The organism is Cellulosimicrobium sp. MI9406 (assembly GCF_040595865.1).
In the GTDB taxonomy this organism is placed as follows: Bacteria; Actinomycetota; Actinomycetes; order Actinomycetales; family Cellulomonadaceae; genus Cellulosimicrobium; species Cellulosimicrobium funkei.
Window position 1 is genome coordinate 48,419 of record NZ_JALIZI010000011.1, and the last position, 21,568, is coordinate 69,986.

Annotated in this window: 18 protein-coding genes; 11 read left to right on the plus strand and 7 right to left on the minus strand. The window is 73.1% G+C overall.

The window, feature by feature from the left end; genetic code table 11:
* Positions 1-177 precede the first annotated feature (177 nt).
* A complete protein-coding gene (locus tag MT994_RS18355; RefSeq protein ID WP_031317075.1) occupies positions 178-1,311 on the plus strand; it encodes a branched-chain amino acid aminotransferase in 1,134 nt (377 codons plus the stop codon).
* 110 nt (positions 1,312-1,421) lie between these two features.
* On the opposite strand, the gene MT994_RS18360 is transcribed toward MT994_RS18355, so the two are convergent.
* Complete coding sequence (locus tag MT994_RS18360; protein ID WP_354807427.1) at positions 1,422-2,015, minus strand: hypothetical protein; 594 nt, start codon at positions 2,013-2,015, stop codon at positions 1,422-1,424.
* A gap of 335 nt (positions 2,016-2,350) precedes the next feature.
* On the opposite strand from MT994_RS18360, the gene cimA reads away from it, so the two are divergent.
* The 8 genes from cimA to murQ all read left to right on the plus strand — a co-directional run bounded on the left by cimA (position 2,351) and on the right by murQ (position 12,701).
* The gene (gene cimA, locus MT994_RS18365; protein WP_354807428.1) at positions 2,351-4,009 is read left to right on the plus strand and encodes a citramalate synthase; all 1,659 of its coding nucleotides are present in this window, start codon (positions 2,351-2,353) and stop codon (positions 4,007-4,009) included.
* Positions 4,010-4,044: 35 nt separating this feature from the next.
* A complete protein-coding gene (locus MT994_RS18370) occupies positions 4,045-5,094 on the plus strand; it encodes a biotin/lipoate A/B protein ligase family protein (RefSeq protein ID WP_354807429.1) in 1,050 nt (349 codons plus the stop codon).
* A 296-nt stretch (positions 5,095-5,390) separates the two neighbouring features.
* Entirely contained in the window at positions 5,391-6,698 is a 1,308-nt protein-coding gene (locus tag MT994_RS18375) for a sugar ABC transporter substrate-binding protein (RefSeq protein WP_043654072.1), read from the plus strand.
* Positions 6,699-6,810: 112 nt separating this feature from the next.
* Positions 6,811-7,815 carry a sugar ABC transporter permease gene (locus tag MT994_RS18380; protein ID WP_085387622.1) on the plus strand — a complete coding sequence of 335 codons (1,005 nt, stop codon included), beginning with the start codon at positions 6,811-6,813 and terminating at the stop codon, positions 7,813-7,815.
* A 59-nt stretch (positions 7,816-7,874) separates the two neighbouring features.
* Positions 7,875-8,708: a carbohydrate ABC transporter permease gene (locus MT994_RS18385; RefSeq protein WP_228087653.1), complete on the plus strand. Its 834-nt coding sequence runs from the start codon at positions 7,875-7,877 to the stop codon at positions 8,706-8,708.
* Positions 8,705-10,417, plus strand: a complete 1,713-nt coding sequence (locus tag MT994_RS18390) for a glycoside hydrolase family 3 N-terminal domain-containing protein (RefSeq protein ID WP_354807430.1) — start codon at positions 8,705-8,707, stop codon at positions 10,415-10,417. The genes MT994_RS18385 and MT994_RS18390 overlap by 4 nt, the downstream gene beginning before the upstream one ends.
* On the plus strand, positions 10,414-11,712 hold the full coding sequence (locus MT994_RS18395) for an anhydro-N-acetylmuramic acid kinase (RefSeq protein WP_354807432.1): 1,299 nt from the start codon (positions 10,414-10,416) through the stop codon (positions 11,710-11,712). The genes MT994_RS18390 and MT994_RS18395 overlap by 4 nt, the downstream gene beginning before the upstream one ends.
* Positions 11,709-12,701: an N-acetylmuramic acid 6-phosphate etherase gene (gene murQ, locus MT994_RS18400; protein ID WP_354807433.1), complete on the plus strand. Its 993-nt coding sequence runs from the start codon at positions 11,709-11,711 to the stop codon at positions 12,699-12,701. The genes MT994_RS18395 and murQ overlap by 4 nt, the downstream gene beginning before the upstream one ends.
* Positions 12,702-12,803: 102 nt before the next feature.
* On the opposite strand, the gene MT994_RS18405 is transcribed toward murQ, so the two are convergent.
* Positions 12,804-13,553, minus strand: coding sequence for a YggS family pyridoxal phosphate-dependent enzyme (locus MT994_RS18405; protein WP_354807435.1), 750 nt, complete (start codon positions 13,551-13,553; stop codon positions 12,804-12,806).
* 109 nt (positions 13,554-13,662) lie between these two features.
* Between MT994_RS18405 and MT994_RS18410 the strand changes: the two genes are divergently transcribed.
* Positions 13,663-14,061 carry a YccF domain-containing protein gene (locus MT994_RS18410; RefSeq protein WP_021483390.1) on the plus strand — a complete coding sequence of 133 codons (399 nt, stop codon included), beginning with the start codon at positions 13,663-13,665 and terminating at the stop codon, positions 14,059-14,061.
* Positions 14,062-14,262: 201 nt separating this feature from the next.
* Here the strand turns inward: MT994_RS18410 and MT994_RS18415 are convergent, their stop codons facing one another.
* From MT994_RS18415 to MT994_RS18430, 4 genes are all read right to left on the minus strand, one after another.
* Positions 14,263-15,468 (minus strand): type II toxin-antitoxin system death-on-curing family toxin, encoded by a 1,206-nt coding sequence (locus MT994_RS18415; RefSeq protein WP_354807436.1) that lies wholly within the window; start codon positions 15,466-15,468, stop codon positions 14,263-14,265.
* Between the two features lie 87 nt (positions 15,469-15,555).
* Positions 15,556-16,059: a Cys-tRNA(Pro) deacylase gene (gene ybaK / locus MT994_RS18420; RefSeq protein ID WP_354807437.1), complete on the minus strand. Its 504-nt coding sequence runs from the start codon at positions 16,057-16,059 to the stop codon at positions 15,556-15,558.
* A 44-nt stretch (positions 16,060-16,103) separates the two neighbouring features.
* Positions 16,104-17,288, minus strand: a complete 1,185-nt coding sequence (locus tag MT994_RS18425; protein WP_354807439.1) for a Cmx/CmrA family chloramphenicol efflux MFS transporter — start codon at positions 17,286-17,288, stop codon at positions 16,104-16,106.
* Between the two features lie 261 nt (positions 17,289-17,549).
* Positions 17,550-18,275: a VIT family protein gene (locus MT994_RS18430; RefSeq protein WP_031316729.1), complete on the minus strand. Its 726-nt coding sequence runs from the start codon at positions 18,273-18,275 to the stop codon at positions 17,550-17,552.
* An 89-nt stretch (positions 18,276-18,364) separates the two neighbouring features.
* On the opposite strand from MT994_RS18430, the gene MT994_RS18435 reads away from it, so the two are divergent.
* Positions 18,365-18,790, plus strand: coding sequence for a carboxymuconolactone decarboxylase family protein (locus tag MT994_RS18435; protein ID WP_354807440.1), 426 nt, complete (start codon positions 18,365-18,367; stop codon positions 18,788-18,790).
* 40 nt (positions 18,791-18,830) lie between these two features.
* Here MT994_RS18435 and MT994_RS18440 read toward each other — a convergent pair whose 3' ends face one another.
* Complete coding sequence (locus MT994_RS18440) at positions 18,831-21,566, minus strand: DUF3516 domain-containing protein (RefSeq protein ID WP_340697978.1); 2,736 nt, start codon at positions 21,564-21,566, stop codon at positions 18,831-18,833.
* Positions 21,567-21,568: the final 2 nt, after the last annotated feature.

Sequence of the window (21,568 nt, forward strand, 5' to 3'; positions counted from 1 at the left end):
GCACCGGTTCGCCGCAGTCCCCGCACCTCGGTCGTCATCGCCCCAGGACCGGATCCCTCCCGTTCTGACCCGGTGGCGCCCCGCGTCGTCGTGCCCTCGCGCGGATCCCCGCACGAGCCGCACCGGCGTGGAAAACTAGGCGGAGACCACCCGGGTCGCCAGGTGAAAGGCCTCATGATGAGCACCCTCGCAGCGCAGCACCAGCCGTCCTCCTCGGCGGAGGACCTCGTCGCCCTGTTCGACGTCCGCCCCACGGACTCCCCGACGCCGCCCGCCGAGCGCGAGGCCGCCATCGCGGCCCCGAAGTTCGGCACCGTCTTCACGGACCACATGGCGCGGATCAGCTGGAACTCGACCGACGGGTGGGTCGACCGCCGCATCGAGAGGTACGGCCCGCTCCTCCTGGACCCGGCGACCGCCGTCCTGCACTACGCGCAGGAGATCTTCGAGGGCATGAAGGCGTACCGCCACGCCGACGGTTCGGTGTGGACGTTCCGGCCCGAGGCCAATGCCGCGCGCTTCGCCCGGTCGGCGCACCGCCTCGCGCTGCCCGCGCTGTCGGTGGACGACTTCGTCGGCTCGATCACCGCGCTCGTGCGCACGGACGTGGACTGGGTCCCGTCGGGCGAGGAGGCGAGCCTCTACCTGCGCCCGTTCATGTACGCCTCGGAGGCGTTCCTCGGCGTGCGCCCGTCGCTCGAGGCGGAGTACCTCGTCATCGCGTCGCCCGTCGGCCCGTACTTCTCGGGCGGCGTGAAGCCCGTGTCCATCTGGGTGGACCGCGAGTACAGCCGCGCCGGCGCGGGCGGCACCGGCGACGCGAAGTGCGGCGGCAACTACGCCTCGAGCCTGCTCCCGCAGGTGGTCGCGCAGCAGCACGGGTGCGAGCAGGTGTGCTTCCTCGACTCCGCGACGCGCACCTTCCTCGAGGAGCTCGGCGGCATGAACGTGTTCGTCGTCAAGGCCGACGGCTCGGTCGAGACGCCGGAGCTCAGCGGCTCGATCCTCGAGGGCGTGACGCGCTCGTCGATCATCCGCCTCCTCACCGACCGCGGGCACGAGGTCGTCGAGCGCCGCATCCCGCTGACCGACGTCCTCGCCGGGATCCGGGACGGCTCCGTCACGGAGGTCTTCGCGTGCGGCACGGCCGCCGTGATCACGCCGATCGGCCGGCTCGCCGGCTCGGACTTCGACCACACGATCGGCACCGGCGAGGCGGGCTCGCTGACCATGACGATCCGCACCGAGCTCACGGACATCCAGACCGGTCGCGCCGCCGACCGCCACGGCTGGCTGCGCCGGCTCGCCTGAGCGCCGGCTCGCCCGAGCCGGCCGGCACGACACGGGGCGCCCCTCCCGCGGGAGGGGCGCCCCGTCGTCGTCCGGCGTGCGGCGCGGCTGGCGCGCCCGGGTGCTCCAGGTCAGACGACGGGCGCGGGCCGCGCGACGATCGTCCGCCCCGCGACGCCCGCGAGCAGCGACCACACCGCGACGCCGATGAGCAGGTTGATGAGCCCGGACAGCGCCGCCGCGGTGACGTCGCTCGACCACGCGAACGGCAGGACGGCGATCGCCACCACGACGAGCGCCATGATCCAGCCGAAGAACGCGCGCGGCCGGGGCGTGCTGAGGATGAGCAGGTGCAGCACCCCGGCGGCGAGCAGCGCGAGGATCGTGCCGTCGATCGCCCACGCCGCCTGGCGCGACCCCGTGGCGAAGAGGTCGGGCGGCGGGACGAGGGTGATCGCGAAGATGCGCTCGAAGATGATCACGCCGAGCAGCCCGATGAGGGCGGCGACGAGCGCGGTCGCGGCGGCGCCCGCCCAGAACCGGCCGGCCTCGACCGTGAGGCGCGGGTCCGCCGGGCTCACCGGGGTGCGGGGCTCGGGAAACTGGGCCTGCGGGTCCGTCGGGCGGATCGCCGGGGGCGGGGACTGCGGGGGGACCGGCGGCTGGCCGTAGCGCCGCGTCGGAGGGTTCTGCGGGTCGTAACCGCCCGGGGTCGGGTCGCTCATCGTCACTCCTCGCTCGGTCGCCGTCGCGCCGACGGGCGGCGGGCGGCTCAGTGGATGGACGCTCTGGTCCATCCTGGCGGAACCTGTGGCACCATGTGCCCTGTGACACACCTCGTCTCCCAGCTCATTATCGAGTAGCGCGCCCGGTAGCACCCACCGGACGCGCAGACCTCCCGCACCCTCGGGGGGTTTTTTTGTTGCTGGGCACCACCTCCGCCCGGCGGCACGGACGCCGGGCCCACCGCCTCACGAGGGCCCCGCCCGGCGTCGGGAGACGCACCGCAGGGGCGGGCGCAGCGACGCCCGCGACACGACGAACGGCAGGAAGAGGCACCATGACCTCGGCGACGACCCCCGGGACCGGCCCCCACGAGCCCCGGGTCTTCCACGTCTACGACACGACCCTGCGCGACGGCGCGCAGCAGGAGGGCATGAACCTCTCCGTCGCCGACAAGCTCGCCATCGCCCCGCTGCTCGACGAGCTCGGCGTCGGCTTCATCGAGGGCGGCTGGCCGGGCGCCGTGCCCAAGGACACCGAGTTCTTCCGTCGCGCGGCGAAGGAGCTCGACCTGCGCCGGGCGGTGCTCGCGGCGTTCGGCGCGACGCGCAAGGCCGGGCTGCGCGCGTGGGACGACCCGCAGGTGCGGGCGCTCGTCGACTCCGAGGCGCCGGTGGTCACGCTGGTCGCGAAGTCCGACGTGCGGCACGTCGAGCGCGCGCTGCGCACGACGCCCGACGAGGGCCTCGCGATGATCACCGACACGGTGGCGTTCCTCGTGGGCGAGGGGCGCCGGGTCGTCGTCGACGCGGAGCACTTCTTCGACGGCTACCGGTACGACGCGGCGTTCACGCGCGCGGCCGTGCAGGCCGCGTTCGAGGCGGGCGCCGAGGTCGTCGCGCTGTGCGACACGAACGGCGGCATGCTCCCCACGTGGGTCGCCGAGACCGTCGCGGAGCTGCGCGACGCCGTCGGGCTCCCGCACGGGCGCGACGCGCTGCCGGGGGACGCGCTGCTCGGGATGCACGCGCACAACGACTCGGGCTGCGCCGTCGCGAACACGCTCGCCGCCGTCGAGGCGGGCGCCGCGCACGTGCAGGGCACGGTGAACGGGTACGGGGAGCGCACGGGCAACGTCGACCTGCTCACGGTCGTGGCGAACCTCGAGCTCAAGCACGGGGTGCGCACGCTCACGGGCGAGGGCCTGGAGGAGGCGACGCGCATCTCGCACGCGATCAGCGAGATCACGAACATCTCCCCGTACGCGCGCCAGCCGTACGTCGGGGCGAGCGCGTTCGCGCACAAGGCGGGCCTGCACGCGAGCGCCATCAAGGTCGACCCGGACCTGTACCAGCACATCGACCCGACGGCGGTAGGCAACGACATCCGCATGCTCGTCTCCGACATGGCGGGCCGGGCGTCGATCGAGCTCAAGGGCCGCGAGCTCGGGTTCGACCTGTCGGGCCAGGGCGACCTCCTCACCCGCGTGACGAACCGCGTCAAGGACGACGAGGCGCGCGGCTACACGTACGAGGCCGCCGACGCGTCGTTCGAGCTGCTGCTGCGCGAGGAGATCGCGGGGGAGCGCCCGCCGTACTTCCGGGTCGAGAGCTGGCGCACGATCGTCGAGCGCGCCGGGTCGCGCGGCACCGAGGCGACGGCGGAGGCGACCGTCAAGCTGCACGCCGGGGGCGAGCGCATCGTCTCCACGGGCGAGGGCAACGGCCCCGTCAACGCGCTCGACCACGCGCTGCGGCTCGCGCTCGGGCGCGTCTACCCGGAGATCGAGGTGTTCGAGCTCATCGACTTCAAGGTGCGCATCCTCGACACCGAGCAGGGCACGGACGCCATCACGCGCGTGCTCATCGAGACGACCGACGGCTCGACGTCGTGGTCGACGGTCGGCGTCGGGCCCAACCTCATCGAGGCGGCCTGGGAGGCGCTCACCGACTCGGCGATCTACGGGCTGGTCCACGCGGGCGTCGAGCCGCGCTGAGCCGGAGCTGCGCGCGTCGGGCTTAGGGTGGACGCGTGCGTGGTGAGTACAAGGTCCCCGGTGGCAAGCTCGTGGCGGTCGACGTCGAGGTGGAGGCCGGGCGGCTCGCCCGGGTCGCGGTCAGCGGCGACTTCTTCCTCGAGCCGGACGACGCGCTCGAGGACATCGACGGCGCCCTGACGGGCATGCCGGAGACGGCGACGGTCGCGCAGCTCGCGAGCGCCGTGCAGGCCGCGCTCGGGCCCGACGTGACGATGGTCGGGTTCTCGCCCGAGGCGGTCGCGATCGCGGTGCGCCGGGCGCTCGGCCGGGCGACGGGGTGGGACGACCACACGTTCGAGATCGTCCACGAGGGGCCCGAGGAGCCGGCGATGCACCTCGCGCTCGACCAGGTGCTCACGGAGGAGCTCGACGAGGGCCGTCGCGGCCCGACGCTGCGGATCTGGGAGTGGGCGTCGCCCGCGGTGATCATCGGCTCGTTCCAGTCGCTGCGCAACGAGGTCGACCCGGAGGGCGCGGAGCGGCACGGGGTGACGGTCGTGCGGCGCATCTCGGGCGGGGGCGCGATGTTCGTCGAGCCCGGGAACACCATCACCTACTCGCTGTACGTGCCGGGGTCGCTCGTCGAGGGGCTCAGCTTCGAGCGCTCGTACGCGTTCCTCGACGACTGGGTGCTGGGCGCCCTCGCCGACCTGGGCGTGGAGGCGACGTACAAGCCGCTCAACGACATCGCGTCGCCGGCCGGCAAGATCGCGGGCGCGGCGCAGAAGCGGCTGCGCGGGGGAGCGGTGCTCCACCACGTGACCATGGCGTACGACATCGACGCCGACAAGATGACCGAGGTGCTGCGCATCGGGCGCGAGAAGCTCTCGGACAAGGGCACCACGAGCGCCAACAAGCGCGTCGACCCCGTGCGCTCGCAGACGGGCATGGCGCGCGAGGACGTCATCGAGGCGTTCAAGGACCACTTCCGCTCGCGGTACCGCACGGTCGAGGGTGCGGTCACCCCCGAGGAGCGCGAGCGCGCGCAGGAGCTCGCGCGGACGAAGTTCTCCACGCCGGAGTGGACCGCGCGCGTCCCGTGACGCGCGGGTGATGCGCCGGGACGTGCGCGGCCGGGGCGTGAGCACGACGCCCGCCCGCGCGTCGGGCCCCGCGGCCTGAGCGGTCGCCCGAGCCGGGCGACGCCCGGCGATTGTTAAGAACGTGCAACATCTGCCGTCGTGGCTTCCGTTCGCGCACGCGTGGCAGTAATCTCCACACATACGTCCACTGATGGAAGTAAGTTTCACACCGCGGGAGCCGACCGGCCGCGCGGGACCGTCAGGACACACGACCCGGCCGTTCCCCCGACGGCCGACCAGAAAGGAAGTGTCACGGCATGCAGCGACGCAGCACGGTGGCCGTCACGGGCACCCTCGTCCTCGCGCTCGGCCTGGCCGCGTGCAGCTCCGGCGGCGGGTCCGGCTCCGAGGGGACCGGTGGCGACGACGCGACCGACTTCTCGGGCGAGACCCTCACCGTCTGGATCATGGAGGGCACCAACCCCGACGCGGACGCGTTCTTCGACGAGGTGACGACCGCGTTCAAGGACGAGACCGGCGCCGACCTCCAGATCGAGTTCCAGCCGTGGGCCAGCGCCCACGACAAGTTCACGACCGCCATCGCCGGCGGCACGACGCCGGACGTCGCCGAGGTGGGCACCACCTGGACGGGCGAGTTCGCAGACGTCGGCGCGCTCGCCGACCTCTCCGACCGCATCGCGGACGCCGGCCTCGAGGACGACCTCGTCCCCGGGCTCGTCGAGTCCGCGACCCTCGACGGCGGCGTCTACGGCATGCCGTGGTACGCGGGCGTGCGCTCGGTCGTCTACCGCGCGGACCTCTTCGAGGCGGCGGGCATCGAGACCCCGACGTCGTGGGACGAGCTCGTCGCCGCGGCGGACGCGCTCAAGGCGGCGAACCCGGAGATCATCCCGTTCCCCGTCGCGGGCGACAGCCAGTACGGCGCCATGCCGTTCATCTGGGGCGCGGGCGGTGACCTCGCGGTGAAGGACGGCGACACCTGGACGTCGGAGATCAGCTCGCCGGAGTCGGTCGAGGGCCTCGAGTTCTACACCGGCCTCGCGACCGAGCACGGCTTCTCGACCGCCGCCGCGACGACGTGGAAGGAGACGGACCTCCTCGCCGCGTTCGAGCAGGGCCAGGTCGGCATGATGATCTCCGGCAGCTGGACGCCGGGCAAGATCCTCGCCGACGTCCCGGACATGGAGGGCAAGATCGGCGCCTTCCCGATCCCCGGCCAGACCGAGGGTCTGTCCGACTCGTTCCTCGGCGGCTCGCACCTCGGCGTCTTCGAGGCCAGCGAGAAGCAGGACCTCGCGTGGAAGTTCGTCGAGATGATGACGACCGGCGAGTTCGCGCAGGCGTGGGGCGAGCAGTCCGGCTACTTCCCGGGCCAGACGTCGCTCCTCGAGAAGGTCATCGAGGAGGACGACCCGATCGTCGCGCCGTTCGCCCAGCAGATGGTCGAGGCCGGCCGCTCGGTCCCGGTCACGCCGCTCTACGGCCAGATCCAGGGCAAGAAGACGCTGGAGACGATGCTCCAGTCCGTCCTGTCGGGCAGCGCGACCGTCCAGGAGGCCGCCGACACCGCGGCCGCCGACATGGACGAGACGTTCGGCTCCTGACCTGACGCGTCCGGCCGCGGGCAGCACGCCCGCGGCCGGACGCCGCCCTCCGCCGGCACCCCGACCGCCGGCGCCCGCACCACGCCCCGCACCCCGCGACAGGACCTCTCCCATGGCAGACCTTCGAGCCGCGCCCGGCGCCTCGCCGGCCCCGGCCGCCCCGGCCGACCGGCCGCCGTCGAGCACCGTGCCGACCGCCGCACGACGGCGCCGCACGGGCCTCGGCCACCGTTCCCCGCTGCGCCCCTGGCTGCTGCTGGCCCCGGGACTCGTCGTCCTCGGCGTCCTGCTCCTGTGGCCGCTCGTGCGCGTCGTGCTGCTCTCGCTGCAGGACTACGGCCTGCGGCAGATCGCGAGCGGCGAGTCGAACTGGATCGGGCTCCAGAACTACGCCGACCTGCTCGGCGACAGCTACCTGTGGACCACGGTCCTGCCCAACACCGTGCTGTTCGCGCTCGCGTGCGTCGTGCTCACGGTCGCGCTCGGGACGGCGGTCGCGCTGTTCCTCAACACGCTCGGCGGGTTCTGGCGGGGCGTCGGCGCGACGGCGATCATGGTCGCCTGGGCGGTCCCGGCGATCACGGGTACGTACGTGTGGGTGTGGATCTTCGACCCGCTGAACGGCCTCGTCGCCTCGGTGCTCGAGGGCGTGGGCGCGATCGAGCCCGGCACGGTCAACTGGTTCACGGAGCGCCTGTCGTTCTACGCCATCGCGACGCTCAACGTGGTGCACCACGGGTTCCCGTTCGTCGCGATCACCGTGCTCGCGGGGCTCATGACGATCCCGCACGAGCTGCACGAGGCCGCCAAGGTCGACGGCGCGACGGCGTGGCGCCGGTTCTGGGCCATCACCGCGCCCATCCTGCGCCCCGTGTTCGCGGTCGTGACGATCCTGTCGACCATCTGGGACTTCAAGGTCTTCACGCAGATCTACCTCATGCCCGGCGGCAACGGCGGGAACAAGGACGTCTTCAACCTCGGCGTGTGGTCGTACATCCAGTCGTTCGCGCAGGGCAAGTACGGCATGGGCGCGGCGATCGCGGTCCTGCTCACGCTCATCCTGCTCGGCATCACGCTCGTGTACATGCGCACCCTGTTCAAGGAGGAGGAGCTGTGAGCGCCGCCGTCGCCGACACCCGCGCCGCCCCCGGGCCCGGCGCCCGCACCGAGCAGGTGCTGCGCGCCCGCCGCCGTCGTCCCGGCGTGGCGGCCGCCAAGACGGTGGGGATCGTCGCCCTCCTCGCCTTCTCGCTCTTCCCCGCCTACTGGATGTTCTCCTCGGCGATCGACCCGGAGGCCGCGACGCGCGGCGCCCGCCTCCTGCCCGCCGGGGTCACGTGGGACAACTTCGTCACCGTGATCGACGACGGCGGGTTCGGCCACTACCTGCGCAACTCGGTGCTCGTCGCGCTCGGCACGGTGCTCGCGTCGTCGGTCGTGGCGCTCCTCGCCGCCGTCGCGGTGAGCCGGTTCCGCTTCCGGTTCCGCAAGTCGATGCTCGTGCTCATCCTCATGGTGCAGATGGTGCCGCTCGAGGCGCTCGTCATCCCGCTGTTCATCCAGATGCGCAACCTCAACATGCTCAACTCGCTCCTGGGCCTGGCGGTCGTGTACCTCGCGTTCGCGCTGCCCTTCGCGATCTGGACGCTGCGCGGCTTCGTCGCCGCGGTCCCGGTCGAGCTCGAGGAGGCGGCGTTCCTCGACGGCGCGTCGTGGGGGCGCATGTTCTGGAAGGTCCTGGTGCCGCTCGTCGCGCCCGGGGTCGTCGCGACGAGCGTCTTCTCCTTCATCACCGCGTGGAACGAGTTCATCTTCGCGCTGACGTTCCTCCAGCAGTCGAGCAAGTACACCGTGCCGATCGGGCTGCAGAAGTTCTTCGGCGAGAACACGACCGACTGGGGCGCCGTCATGGCCGCGTCGACGATCATCACGCTGCCCGTGCTCGTGTTCTTCGTCCTCGTGCAGCGCAACCTGTCCTCGGGCCTCACCGCCGGGTCGGTGAAGGGATGAGCGGCGCGACGCCCCCGACCGCGGCCCCGACCGGGGCGCAGCGTGCGACCGACGTGGTGCGCGCCGTGAACGGCATGCTCCTGCCCGGGTTCACCGGCACGGACGACCTGCCGGCGTGGCTCGTCGACGCGGCGCGCGACGGCCTGGCCGGGGTCGTGCTGTTCGGGCACAACACGCCCGACGTCGCGACCACCGCGCGGCTCACCGCGCGCCTGCGCGGCGCGTCGCCCGACCTGCTCGTCGCGGTCGACGAGGAGGGCGGGGACGTGTCCCGGCTCGAGGCGGCGACCGGCTCGAGCCTGCCCGGCAACGCGGCCCTCGGGCTGGTCGACGACGTCGCGGTCACCGAGGAGGTCGGCGCCGCGCTCGGTCGTCTGCTCACCGCGACGGGCGTCGACCTCGACCTCGCGCCCGACCTCGACGTGAACTCCGACCCCGACAACCCCGTGATCGGCGTGCGCTCGTTCGGCGCGGACCCGGCGCTCGTCGCCCGCCACGGCGCGGCGTTCGTCCGCGGCCTGCACGCGGGCGGCGCGGGTGCGTGCGGCAAGCACTTCCCGGGGCACGGCGCGACGAACGTCGACTCGCACCTCGCCCTCCCGGTCGTGGACGCGAGCCTCGACGAGCTCCGAGCGCGCGACCTGCCGCCGTTCGTCGCGACCATCGCCCCGGACGACGGGTCCGACGACGCGCTGCTCGACGCCGTGATGACGGCGCACGTCGTCGTCCCCGCGCTCGGCGCGCTGCCCGCGACGCTCGAGCCCGCCGTCGGCGCGCTCGTGCGCGAGCTCGGGTTCGACGGCCCGATCGTCACCGACGCGCTCGACATGGGCGCGGTCGCGACCTTCGCGGCGGACGACGCGGGCTCCTCGTCCCGTGCCGACGACGCCGCGCCGCACGGCATCGGCGAGGTCGCGGTCCGCGCGGTCGAGGCGGGCGCCGACCTGCTGTGCCTGGGCACGACCGTCGGGCGCGACGACGAGGTCCTGTTCCGCCAGGCGCAGCGCGCGCTCGTGGACGCCGTGGCGTCCGGCCGGGTCACGGTCGAGCGCCTGCGCGCGTCCGCCGCGCGCACGGCGCGCACCCTCGCCGCGGTGCGCGCGCGCCAGGCCGCGAGCGGCGTCGTCCCCTCGCCGGAGTCCGCGCGCGCCGCGCTCGACGCCCTCGACCAGGTGGGCGCCCGCGTCGCGGCGCGCGCCGTCCGGTTCGCCGGGCCCGCGCCGCAAGATCCGCCCGCCCCCACGGCACCCGACGTCGTCGACCTGCGCCTGCGGTTCGACCACGCCGCGGGTCGCACCGCGCAGCACGTCCAGCGCGCGCTCGACGACGCGTTCGGCCCCGACGTGCGGCACCTGCGCCCGGCCGACGCCGAGGCGTGGGCGCGCACGCTCGACGCCGTGCGCGCGGGCGACCGCCCGCTCGTCGTCCTCACGCGCGAGCCGGTGCCCGGCTCGGGCGAGCACGCACGGCTCACGGAGCTGCTCGCCGCGCGGCCGGACGCCGCCGTCGTGCACACCGGGTTCCCCGGTGCCGTCGGGGCGTGGTTCGGCGCGGACCGCACGGTCGTGGTCGCGTGCGGGACGGGGCGCGCCAACGCGCGCGCCGCCGTCGCGCTCCTGCAGGGGGCCGCGGGCCCGCGCACGAGCCCGGACCCGGAGACGCGTGGCGCCGACCTGACCGTCGGCGCGGCGGGGGAGGGAGAGCGATGATCGTCCTCGGACTGTCCTCCGGCACGTCGGTCGACGCGATCGACGCGGCCGCGGCCGACCTCACGCTCGGCGACGACGGCGTGCTGCGCATGCGGCCCCTCGGCCACACGGAGTACGCGTGGCCGCGCGCCCTGCGCGAGCGCATCCTCAAGGCGTTGCCGCCCGCCGCCGTCGACGTGGCCGAGGTGGCCCAGCTCGACACCCTCATCGGGCAGGAGCTCGGCCGCGCCGGTCGGCGCGCGATCGACGACGTCGCCGGCGGTGACGTCGACCTCGTCGCGTCCCACGGCCAGACGATCTACCACTGGGTCGTCGGGGCGCGGGCCCGCGGCACGCTCCAGCTCGGCAACGCCGCGTGGGTCGCCGAGCACGTCAAGCGCCCGGTCATCAGCGACTTCCGCGTGGCCGACGTCGCGGCCGGCGGCCACGGCGCACCGCTCGTCAGCGTGCTCGACGCGCTCTGGCTCGGGCGTGAGGACACCGGCGCCGACGGCGCGGACACCGGGCTCACCGCGGCCCTCAACATCGGCGGGATCGCGAACGTGTCCCTCGTGGGGCGCGTCGACGACCCGGTCACCGGCTGGGACACGGGCCCGGGCAACTGCCTGCTCGACGTCGCGGTCGCGGCCCTCACCGACGGCCGCCTCGCGTACGACAAGGACGGCGAGCTCGCCGCGCAGGGCACGGTCGACCCGGTGGCGCTCGCGGCCCTGCTCGACGACCCGTACTTCGCCGCGCCCGCCCCGAAGTCGACGGGCCGCGAGCTCTTCGACACGACGTACACGGCCCGCCGGCTCGCGTCCGTGCGCCCGGGGCTCACGGGCCCCGACCTCGTCGCGACGCTCACCGAGCTCACCGCGGTCAGCGTCGCGGACGCGCTCGCGGGCCGCGACGTGCGCCGCGTCGTCGCGTCCGGCGGGGGAGCGCGCAACCCCGTGCTCCTCGACCGGCTGCGCGCGGCGCTCGCCGAGCGCGTGCCGCACGTGTGCGAGGTCGTGACGTCCGAGGCGCTCGGCCTGCCGGTCGACGCGAAGGAGGCGTACCTCTTCGCGCTCCTGGGTTTCCTGTCGGCCCACGGGCTGCCGGGCACCGCCGTCGGCGAGCACCGCCGTCGGGCGACGGGGGCCCGCCGCGCGGTCGTCCTCGGCTCGCTCACCCCGCCCACGCCGCTTCCGTGGCCCGCCGCGAGCGGCCCGGTGCGCCGTCTGGCGCTCGCCAACACCCCGCACGGCCTGCACCCGGGCCCGCGCACCCAGGGTCCGCTGCCGGACCCGACGAAGGGAACCTCCCGATGACCGACCCGACCGTCGCCACGAGCGGCACTCCGAGCGGGGCTGCGAGCACCACCTCGAGCCCCGACGAGTGGCAGGAGCTGGTGCGCCTCGCCTCGCCGACCGAGGAGCGCAACCCGCGCACGACCGACGTCGACCTGCTCCCGACAGCGGACGTCGTCCGGCTCATCACCGAGGAGGACGCCGTCGTCGCGGACGCGGTGCGGGCCCAGCGCGGTCGCATCGCGCAGGCCGTCGACCTCGCCGTGGAGGCGCTGCGCTCCGGCGGCCGCGTGCACTACGTGGGGTCGGGCACGTCGGGCCGCCTCGGCGTGCTCGACGCCGTCGAGCTCCTGCCGACGTACGGCGTGGGCGAGGAGTGGTTCGTCGCGCACCTCGCCGGCGGTGTGGGCGCGATGATGCTGGCCGTCGAGGGGGCGGAGGACGACGTGGCGCTCGGGCGCGCCGACGTCGACGCCGTCGGGCCGCGCGACGTCGTCGTCGGTCTCGCGGCGAGCGGCCGCACCCCGTACGTGCGCGGGGCGCTCGACGTCGCGCGCGAGCGGGGGGCGCGCACGGTGCTCGTCTCGGCCAACCCGGACGCGCCGCTCGCGGCCGGGGTGGACGTCGCGATCCTCGTCGACACGGGCCCCGAGGTCGTCACGGGCTCCACGCGCATGAAGGCGGCGACGGCCCAGAAGCTCGTGCTCAACACGTTCTCGACCGCGACGATGATCCGCCTCGGCAAGACGTACTCGAACCTCATGATCGACGTGCGCCCGACCAACCAGAAGCTGCGCGCGCGCATCGTCCGGATGCTCGTGCAGGCGACCGGCCTGGGCTCGGAGGAGTGCGAGGACGTGTTGCGCGCGGCCGACGGCGAGGTGCACGTCGCGCTCGTGATGCTCCTCGCGGGCGTCGAGGCCGACGCCGCACGCGAGGCGCTGGCCGGCGACGGCGTGGCTGGTGTCCGCGGCGCGCTCGCCCGGCTGGGCGCACTCCCCGCGCGATGACCACCCCGCCGAGGCAGAGGCCGGGTACCGCGAGGTAGAACCCTGGTCGCGACCAGGCCTCTACCTCGGTCTACCGGGCCCCTCCCTCGGCTGACCGGGGCTCTATCTCGGCGGGGTGGGGCGAGGGCCGAAGACGGCGGTGCCGACGCGGACGATCGTCGCGCCCTCGGCGACCGCGAGCTCCAGGTCGCCGCTCATGCCCATGGACAGCGCGCGGGCGTCCGCGGTCCCGGGCGCGCCCGACCCCACGACGGCGTCGCGCACCGCACGCAGGCGCGCGAAGCCTGCGCGCACCACGGCCTCGTCGGGCGAGTTCGCGCCGATCGTCATGAAGCCTGCGAGCCGCAGTCCGTCGAGCGCGGCGACCGCCGTCGCGAGGGCGGGCGCGTCGTCGGGCCGCACGCCCGACTTCGACTCCTCGCCCGAGACGTTGACCTGCACCAGGACGTCGAGCACGCGGCCGTCGCGCGCGCAGCGCGCCGCGAGCGCCTCGGCGAGCGCGAGCGAGTCCACGCTCTCGACCCCGGTCGCGGTGGCGAGGACCTGGTTGACCTTGTTGCGCTGGAGGTGGCCGATCATGTGGACCTCGACCCGCCCCGCCGCCACGAGGTCGGCGAGTTCAGGCGCCTTCGCGACGAGCTCCTGCACGCGGTTCTCGCCGATCAGGTCCGCACCGGCCTCGACGACCGCGCGCACGGCGTCGCCGGGCTGGGTCTTCGTCGCCACGAGCAGCCGCACGTCCGACGCCGCACGCCCGGCCGCGCGCGCGGCGTCGTCCACCCGGGCCCGCACCCGGTCGAGGTTCTGCGCGATCTGCGCGGGCAGCACGGACGACGGCTCGGGGAGGGGCATGCGGCCAGTCTAGGTCGGCCGCACGGTCCGGGATCCGGGTCGTCTCAGGGTGGTCCCCGATCCGCACCGACCGCTCGATCGGCGAGAATGGAAGGGAAAGGACGGTGCCGTGAAGACGCTGCTCAACATCATCTGGCTCGTGTTCGCCGGGCTGTGGCTCGCGCTGGGCTACGTCGTGGCGGGGATCATCTGCTGCATCCTGATCGTGACCATCCCGTTCGGGATCGCGTCGTTCCGCATCGCGGGCTACGCGCTGTGGCCGTTCGGCCGCACGGTGGTCGACAAGCCGACCGCGGGCGCCTGGTCGACGATCGGGAACGTCATCTGGGTGCTCGTCGCGGGGATCTGGCTGGCGATCGGGCACGTCGTCACCGCGATCCCGCTGTTCGTGTCGATCATCGGGATCCCGCTCGGGATCGCCAACCTCAAGATGATCCCCGTCTCGCTCCTGCCGCTCGGCAAGGACATCGTCCCGACCGACGCGCGGTACACCTTCTACCAGCGCTGAAGCCTGACCAGGTGAGATGGTCCGTAAACCACGTGCGGCTCTGGAACTGTCCGCTATAAGCCTGGGAGGATCGCGATCGCCGTCGCGCACGGAGGCGTGCTCACACCGCGGCTGGGGGCGTAATTCGCCGCGTGCCCTAGTTTGGCGCAGTGGCCGGCGGCCACCTCCACCACGGTTCGGCCTGAGATAGCAAATCGCGTTCTAGAGCCGAGCGAGGCGGCCCAAGATCCGACGGTACCGTAGTATAAAGTCGCCCGCTGTCGTCTCTTCGCCTTCGTAGAATACGGCAGAGTCAATGCCGTGCTCCTCGTCGAGAAGCAAGCTCTGTCGGATATGCTTAAGGGTATTTCTCTCTACCTCTCGTCCGTCGTCGCCGTACTGAACCTGGACGTGAAGCCTCTTCGTGGTCGCCACTCGTCCGAAACGCTTCTTCTCGGCGACATCTCGATATATGTTCATGCGGTTGCCGACGTTCTTCGCCTTTTCGCAAATGCAGTTGTGCTCCGCCAGTATCCGCCGAAGCCTGTGCCACTTAATTGGGCGCTCTCCGCGTTGCACCGAGCGTGTGTTCTCCCTTAACCAGGATGCCATCTCTAAGACTTCCCGATCGGGGCGGTCTGGCCACTCTCGCGGCACCAGGCGGTGCTGAGCCACTCGGAGAATAAAGCGGAAGAGGTCGTCGTCACTGCATGTGAGTGTAAGTCCGTACGCATCGAGCAGGACAAGCATGGAAACGAGCGCAGTACGCTTGTTTCCGTTGTGAAAGGGGTGATTGTTGACAATAGAATGCGCAAGGGCGGCAGTGGCCATTTCAGCCGTAGGATACTTGCGGTGCGCGCCGAGTGATGTCGCCGGGCGGGCGCAGGCGGATGAAAGGAGGTCGTGCGAGCGCACACCAGGGGTGTCGATTGGGTCCGCAGTGCCCTTGTAGTCCTTAAACAACTGTTCATGAATCGATTCAACATCGCCTTCGCTAAGCAAAAGCGGTTCGCGTTGCTTTCCAATCATTCGCCAGTTGAGGTCCGGAGGCTCTGCACGAGTCGGTGCAGTTTCGGTGTGGCGCAAGTGCGAGAATCCCTCGGAGGTGGCGATGCGCCGCATAAAACCCACGCCGCCTTTAGGGATTCGGCTTGCTGACTCGGATACCGTGAGCCCACTCTCTCGGAGCACTGACCTGATCTGCGATTCTGATCGATCGAGCCGGTTTGCCCAGTAGCGGATCGATGTGAGTTCGTCTTTCGAAGCAAGCCCCAGCGCAATCCTTGCTCGGTCTAGGTCTCGAACTGCGATCTGGTCGTCGGCGCGAATCGGGCTGTCGATTCCCTGGTCCCAGAGAGCAACGAGGGCTTCGTCGAAATCAAGATCTGCTTCTATCGCGAGCGCTGCAACGGTGCGGCTCCGAGCCATGAGAACCCCCTTGATAGCCCCTGGTCAGCGCTATCGTCGGTGGAGCTGCGCTACCTATGCAAGGGGCGGCCCGTATTTCACCCGCGCCTACCGGGCGATCGGAGCGGCCGTGCCCGCGGTGAGGCGCACCAGGTCCGCGGGCGACAGGCCGACGTCGAGCCCGCGCCGTCCGCCCGAGACGTAGACGGCGTCGAACGCGAGCGCGCTGTCGTCGAGGAACGTGCGATGGGGCTGCTTCTGGCCCAGCGGCGAGATCCCGCCGACGACGTAGCCCGTCGCGCGCTCGGCCGCGGCGGGCTCGGCCATGCTCGCCTTCTTGCCGCCTGCGGCCTTGGCGAGCGCCTTCAGGTCGAGCTGTCGGTCGACCGGCACGATCCCCACCACGAGCGGGCCGCCGTCGACCACGGCGAGCAGCGTCTTGAACACCTGCTCCGCGGGCACCCCGATGGCCGCGGCTGCCTCGAGCCCGAAGGACAGCTCGCTCGACGGGTCGTGCTCGTACGGGTGGAGCGTGTGGGCGACCCCCTCGCGCTCGAGGAGGGTGACCGCGGGCGTGCCGGCGTGCGCGGAGGACTTCGTCTTCTTGGCCACGGCCCGATTCTGCCGCAGCGGGCGCGGGGGAGCGCCCGCACGGGTCAGCGGGGGGCGCGGGCCGTCGCGGGGCCGGTCGCGCGACGCAGGACGGCTACCGGCACCAGGGCGAGCGCCGTCGCCGCCACGGCGACCCACACCGGCCCGCGGTCGCCGAGCCCGGTGGCGATGGTCGCTGCGGCGACGGCCGGCCCCACGGCCGCGCCGACGTTGAGCGCCGCCGTCGCGAAGGAGCCGCCCAGCGTCGGTGCGCCCGACGCCGCGCGGAGCACCTGCGCGATCAACGTGCTGCCGACCGCGAAGCCGAGGACGCCCTGCACGAGCACGAGGCAGAGCAGCACCACCGGAACGGCGGCGAAGGCGGCCAGGGCGACCCAGCCACCCAGCAGCAGGACGCCGCCTGCGCCGACCACGACCCCGGGGATGCGGTCGGACGTCCGGCCCGCGGCGGCGACGCCGAGGAAGGAGCCGACCCCGAAGAGCACGAGCGCGACGGGCACCCACCACCGGCTCAGCCCGGCGACGTCGGTCACCAGCGGAGCGAGGAACGTGAGCGTCGCGAAGGTGCCGGTGTTGACCAGCGCGGCAGACACCATCGTCAGGCCGAGCGGGGGCGAGACGAGCTGTGCCAGCTCCGTCCGCAGCGACGGTGCGTCGACGGACGGCAGGGTCGCGCGCTCGGGCCCGCGCGCGGGGAGGCCGCGGGCGATCCCGAGCGCGGCGGGCAGGCAGAGGACCGCGACAGCCCAGAAGGTCGACTCCCAGCCCCACGCGGCGCCGAGGAGAGCCCCGGCCGGGACGCCCGCGACCATCGCGGCGGTGGTGCCCGACAGGAGCACGGCGACGGCGCGCCCCGTGCGGTCCGCGGGCACCAGCGTCGCCGCCGTGCTGAGCGCGACGGCGAGGAACCCCGCGTTGGCGAAGGCCGCCACCACCCGGACCGCGACGAGCGCCGCGAAGCTCGGGGTGACCGCGCCGACGACGTGGGCGAGGGCGAACAGCGCGACGCAGCCGAGCAGCGTCGCCCGCACCGGCAGGCGGCGGGCCGAGGCCGCCATGACCGGCGCGCCGACGACCATGCCGACGGCGAAGGCCGACGTCAGCAGGCCCGCCGTCCCCACCGGGACGTCGAGACGGGCGGCGATGTCCGGCACCAGGCCGGCGAGCATGAACTCCGAGGTGCCCATGGCGAAGACCGCCAGGGCGAGCAGGTACAGGGCACGAGGCATCGAGGGCTCCGGGGTGCGAGAGGACGAGCAGGAGGTGTCTCGTCACACCACGGTCAGCGCCCGGAGGGCAGCGTCCGGCACGGCACCCGCACGCAGCGGGGGGCGAAGGCAGCGCTGAGAGGCTCAGCGGTCCTGGGGGCTGACGGTGTGACCGTGAGCCCCCGGAGTGGATGCCTCAGGGCTCGACATGGGCCACACCCTACCCAAGGCGCCGCGCGGGCGCCGGGATTCCCCCCGACCGTCCCGGCCCGGGCACTCCGGTCAGACGTTCACGTCGAGCAACGAGCCGATCGCGTACGTCACGCCCATCGCGACCGCGCCGCCGACGACGGTCCGGACCGTCGCGCGGCGCGTCGGCGCGTTGCCGAGGCGTGCCGACCCCCAGCCGGTGAGGACGAGCGCGAGCACGACGGCGACGAAGGTGAGCGGGATGCGGATGGTCGCCGGGGCGAGGAGGATCGCCGCGAGCGGCAGCAGCCCGCCGACGGTGAACGACACGATCGAGGCGACCGCGGCCTCCCACGGGCTCGTGAGCTCGTCGGGGTCGATGTGCAGCTCGGCGTCGGCGTGCGCGGCGAGCGGGTCGCGCTCGGTGAGCTGGACGGCGACCTGGCGTGCGAGGTCGGGCGTCAGGCCCTTCGCCTCGTAGATGCCGGCGAGTTCGTCGAGCTCCGCGTCCGGCATCTCCGCGAGCTCGCGGCGCTCGGTCGCGAGGAGCGCCTTCTCGGTGTCGCGCTGCGTGCTCACCGAGACGTACTCGCCCGCCGCCATGGACAGCGCGCCCGCGAGCAGCGCCGCGCCGCCCGCCGTCGCGATGACGGGGATCGACGTGCTCGTCGCCGCGACGCCCACGACGACGCCCGCCGTCGAGACGATGCCGTCGTTCGCGCCGAGCACCCCCGCCCGGAGCCGGTTGAGCCGCGAGCCCGTGCTCTCCGGGTGGTGGGGCTCGCCGGGGTGCCGACCGGTACGGGGCGTGTCGCTCATGGTCTCACCGTAGGGTGCCGCCGCCGGAGCGCGACCGGTGGAGCGAGACCGTCGACCGCGACCGCCGCGCGTCCTCTACCCTGCTCCGCGTGACGCAGGGGAACTCCACGGACGACCGGCCGACGACGCGCGCGGAGCGCTACGAGCACGGGCGGGCGGTGTTCGGCGCGGTCAACGAGGCGGCGCCCGCCGCCATCGCCGAGGCGCTCGCGGACGTCTCGCCCGAGCTCGAGCACCAGATCTCGGCGTGGGCGTACGGCGAGATGTACGCGCGCCCGCACCTGGAACCGCGGGACCGCCAGCTCGTCACGCTCGGGATGCTCGCCGCGCTCGGCGGGTGCGAGGCGCAGCTCGACATCCACGTGGGGACCGCGCTCGACGTCGGGCTGGCGCCCCGGGAGATCGTCGAGGCGCTCCTCCAGTCGGCGGTGTACTGCGGCTTCCCGCGCGCGCTCAACGCGACCGCGGTCGCGAAGGAGGTCTTCGCGCGGCGCGGGCTCCTGCCGGTCGAGTGAGGGCCGGGCCCGGACGCCCGGACGCCCGTGCGCACCCGGCCTACAGCGGCCCGACGGCGAGCACCGTCACCACGGGCTCGCCCGCCTCGTCGCTCGCCGCGAGGTCGACGCTCGCCGTGACGGCCCAGTCGTGGTCGCCCGCCGGGTCGTCGAGCACCTGCCGCACGAGCCACGTGCCCGCGGGCACCACGCCGCCGGGGGCGTGCTCCGCCGTCGGGCCCTCGTGGCCTGCGGGCAGCTCGGCGCCCGCCTCGACGACGCGGAACAGCGCCGCGGAGCGGGCCCCGGGCCCGATACCGATCGCGTCGTCCCCCTGGTCCTCGAAGAGCGGGTCGAGCGCGTCGCCCCACGCGTCCGCGTCCCAGCCCGCGCCGCCGTCGAGCGCGCCGAGCGCGCGGTAGTCCTCACGCGCGGCGAGCTCCACGCGCTTGAACAGCGCGTTGCGCACGAGGCGGCGGAACGCGCGCGGGTTGCCCGTGACGGGACGTGTCGGCGCCTCGGCCCCCGCCCCGGAGAGCGGGCCGTCGCCCACCTCGGTGTCCGCGTCGTCGTCGACCGGGTGCGCCAGGCGCTCCCACTCGTCGAGGAGCGACGAGTCGACGCCGCGCACCAGCTCGCCGAGCCACTCGACGATCTCCTGCACCTCCTCGGTGCGGTGCTCCTCGGGGACGACCTGGCGCAGCGCGCGGTAGGCGTCCGCGAGGTAGCGCAGCACCACGCCCTCCGTGCGCTCGAGCCCGTAGACGGACACGAACTCCGCGAACGTCATGGCGCGCTCGACCATGTCGCGGACCACGGACTTGGGGGAGAGCTCGGCGTCCGCGACCCACGGGTTGGACCGCTTGTACATCGCGAACGCGGGCGCGAGCAGCTCCTCGAGCGGCTTGGGCCACGTGATCTCCTCGAGCAGCGCCATGCGCTCCTCGTACTCGTACCCCTCGGCCTTCATCGCGGCGACGGCCTCGCCCTTGGCGGCGTTCTGCTGGGCGTAGAGGACCTGGCGCGGGTCGTCGAGCGTCGCCTCGATGACGGAGACGACGTCGAGCGCGTGGGTCGCGCCCTCGACGTCGAGCAGGTCCAGGGCCGCGAGCGCGAACGGCGACAGCGGCTGGTTGAGCGCGAACTCGCGCGGCAGGTCGCCGACCAGGCGCACGCTCGGGCGGTAGCCCGCGGGGCGCGACGGGTCGGGGACGCGCACGCGCTCGACGATGCCCGCCACGCGCAGCGAGCGGTAGATGCGGAACGTCTGGCGCACGTGCTCGCGGCGCTGCGACTCGGTGTCGTGGTTCGCGAGGAGCAGGTGGCGCATGGCCTCGACCGGGTCGCGGCGCGGGTCGCTCGCGTCGGCCTGGCCGCCGCGACCGTGCTGCGCGGTGCGCGCGAGGACGTTGAGCACCATGGCGTGCGTGACGGTGAAGTGGCTCGTCAGCGGCTCGGGCTCGGCGTCGCGCAGGCGCTCGAACGTCGCGTCGGTCCAGTTGACCGAGCCCTGCGGCGCCTTCTTGCGCACGATCTTCTTGAGCTTCTTCGGGTCGTCGCCCGCCTTGGCGAGCATCTTGCGGTTCTCGATGACGTGCTCGGGCGCCATGACGAGCACCTCGCCCACGGTGTCGTACCCGGCGCGGCCCGCGCGCCCCGCGATCTGGTGGAACTCGCGCGCCGTGAGGTGGCGCATGCGCTCGCCGTCGAACTTCACGAGGCTCGTGAGCAGCACGGTGCGGATCGGCACGTTGATGCCGACGCCGAGCGTGTCCGTGCCGCACACGACCTTGAGCAGGCCCGCCTGCGTGAGGCGCTCGACGACGCGCCGGTACTTGGGCAGCATGCCCGCGTGGTGCACGCCGACGCCGTGCCGCAGGAACTTGCTGAGCGTCTTGCCGAACCCGGTGCCGAAGCGGAAGTCGCCGAGCTCGGCGGCGATCGCCTCCTTCTCGGACTTCGTCGCGACGTTCATCGACAGCAGCGACTGCGCGCGCTCGACCGCGTCCTTCTGGGTGAAGTGCACGACGTACACGGGCGCGCGGCGCGTGCTGACGAGCTCCTCGATGACCTCGGTGAGCGGCTCGACGACGTAGCTGAAGTGCAGGGGGACCGGTCGCTGCGCGGTGGTCACCTCGGCGACGGGCCGGCCGGTGCGCTCCTCGAGCTCCTCGACGAACCGGGTCGTGTCGCCGAGCGTCGCGGACATGAGCAGGAACTGGGTGTTCGGCAGCTCGAGCAGCGGCACCTGCCACGCCCAGCCGCGCTGCGGGTCGGCGTAGAAGTGGAACTCGTCCATGACGACCTGGGAGATCGCGTCCTCGTCGTCCGCGCCGGCGTTCTCGCCGCCGCGGCGCAGCGCGATGTTCGCGAGGATCTCGGCCGTGCAGCAGATGATCGGCGCGTCGGGGTTCACGGCGGAGTCGCCCGTCGTCATGCCCACGTTCTTGGAGCCGAACGCCGCGACGAGCGCGAAGAACTTCTCGCTGACGAGCGCCTTGAGCGGCGCGGTGTAGTAGGTGCGGCCGCCGCGGCCCGAGCGGTGCGCGGCGAGCGCCGCGAACTGGGCGCCCATCGCGACGAGCGACTTCCCCGACCCGGTGGGCGTCGAGAGGATGACGTGCGAGCCGGTGACCAGCTCGATGAGCGCCTCGCTCTGGTGGGGGTAGAGCTCGAGACCCTGCTCCGTCGCCCACGTGGTGAACCCCTCGTAGAGCGCGTCCGGGTCGGGGGCCTTGCCCGTCGGGGCGGGCACGTGCGCGAGGAGAGCCGGGGTGCGGCCGGTCGTGGTGGTCACGG

Excerpts from the sequence above, each read along its gene's own strand:
- MT994_RS18355 (WP_031317075.1), top strand. The coding sequence starts at position 178 with ATGAGCACCCTCGCAGCGCAGCACCAGCCGTCCTCCTCGGCGGAGGAC.
- MT994_RS18360 (WP_354807427.1), bottom strand. The coding sequence starts at position 2,015 with ATGAGCGACCCGACCCCGGGCGGTTACGACCCGCAGAACCCTCCGACG.
- cimA (WP_354807428.1), top strand. The coding sequence starts at position 2,351 with ATGACCTCGGCGACGACCCCCGGGACCGGCCCCCACGAGCCCCGGGTC.
- MT994_RS18375 (WP_043654072.1), top strand. The coding sequence starts at position 5,391 with ATGCAGCGACGCAGCACGGTGGCCGTCACGGGCACCCTCGTCCTCGCG.
- MT994_RS18380 (WP_085387622.1), top strand. The coding sequence starts at position 6,811 with ATGGCAGACCTTCGAGCCGCGCCCGGCGCCTCGCCGGCCCCGGCCGCC.
- MT994_RS18390 (WP_354807430.1), top strand. The coding sequence starts at position 8,705 with ATGAGCGGCGCGACGCCCCCGACCGCGGCCCCGACCGGGGCGCAGCGT.
- MT994_RS18395 (WP_354807432.1), top strand. The coding sequence starts at position 10,414 with ATGATCGTCCTCGGACTGTCCTCCGGCACGTCGGTCGACGCGATCGAC.
- murQ (WP_354807433.1), top strand. The coding sequence starts at position 11,709 with ATGACCGACCCGACCGTCGCCACGAGCGGCACTCCGAGCGGGGCTGCG.
- MT994_RS18405 (WP_354807435.1), bottom strand. The coding sequence starts at position 13,553 with ATGCCCCTCCCCGAGCCGTCGTCCGTGCTGCCCGCGCAGATCGCGCAG.
- MT994_RS18415 (WP_354807436.1), bottom strand. The coding sequence starts at position 15,468 with ATGGCTCGGAGCCGCACCGTTGCAGCGCTCGCGATAGAAGCAGATCTT.
- MT994_RS18425 (WP_354807439.1), bottom strand. The coding sequence starts at position 17,288 with ATGCCTCGTGCCCTGTACCTGCTCGCCCTGGCGGTCTTCGCCATGGGC.
- MT994_RS18430 (WP_031316729.1), bottom strand. The coding sequence starts at position 18,275 with ATGAGCGACACGCCCCGTACCGGTCGGCACCCCGGCGAGCCCCACCAC.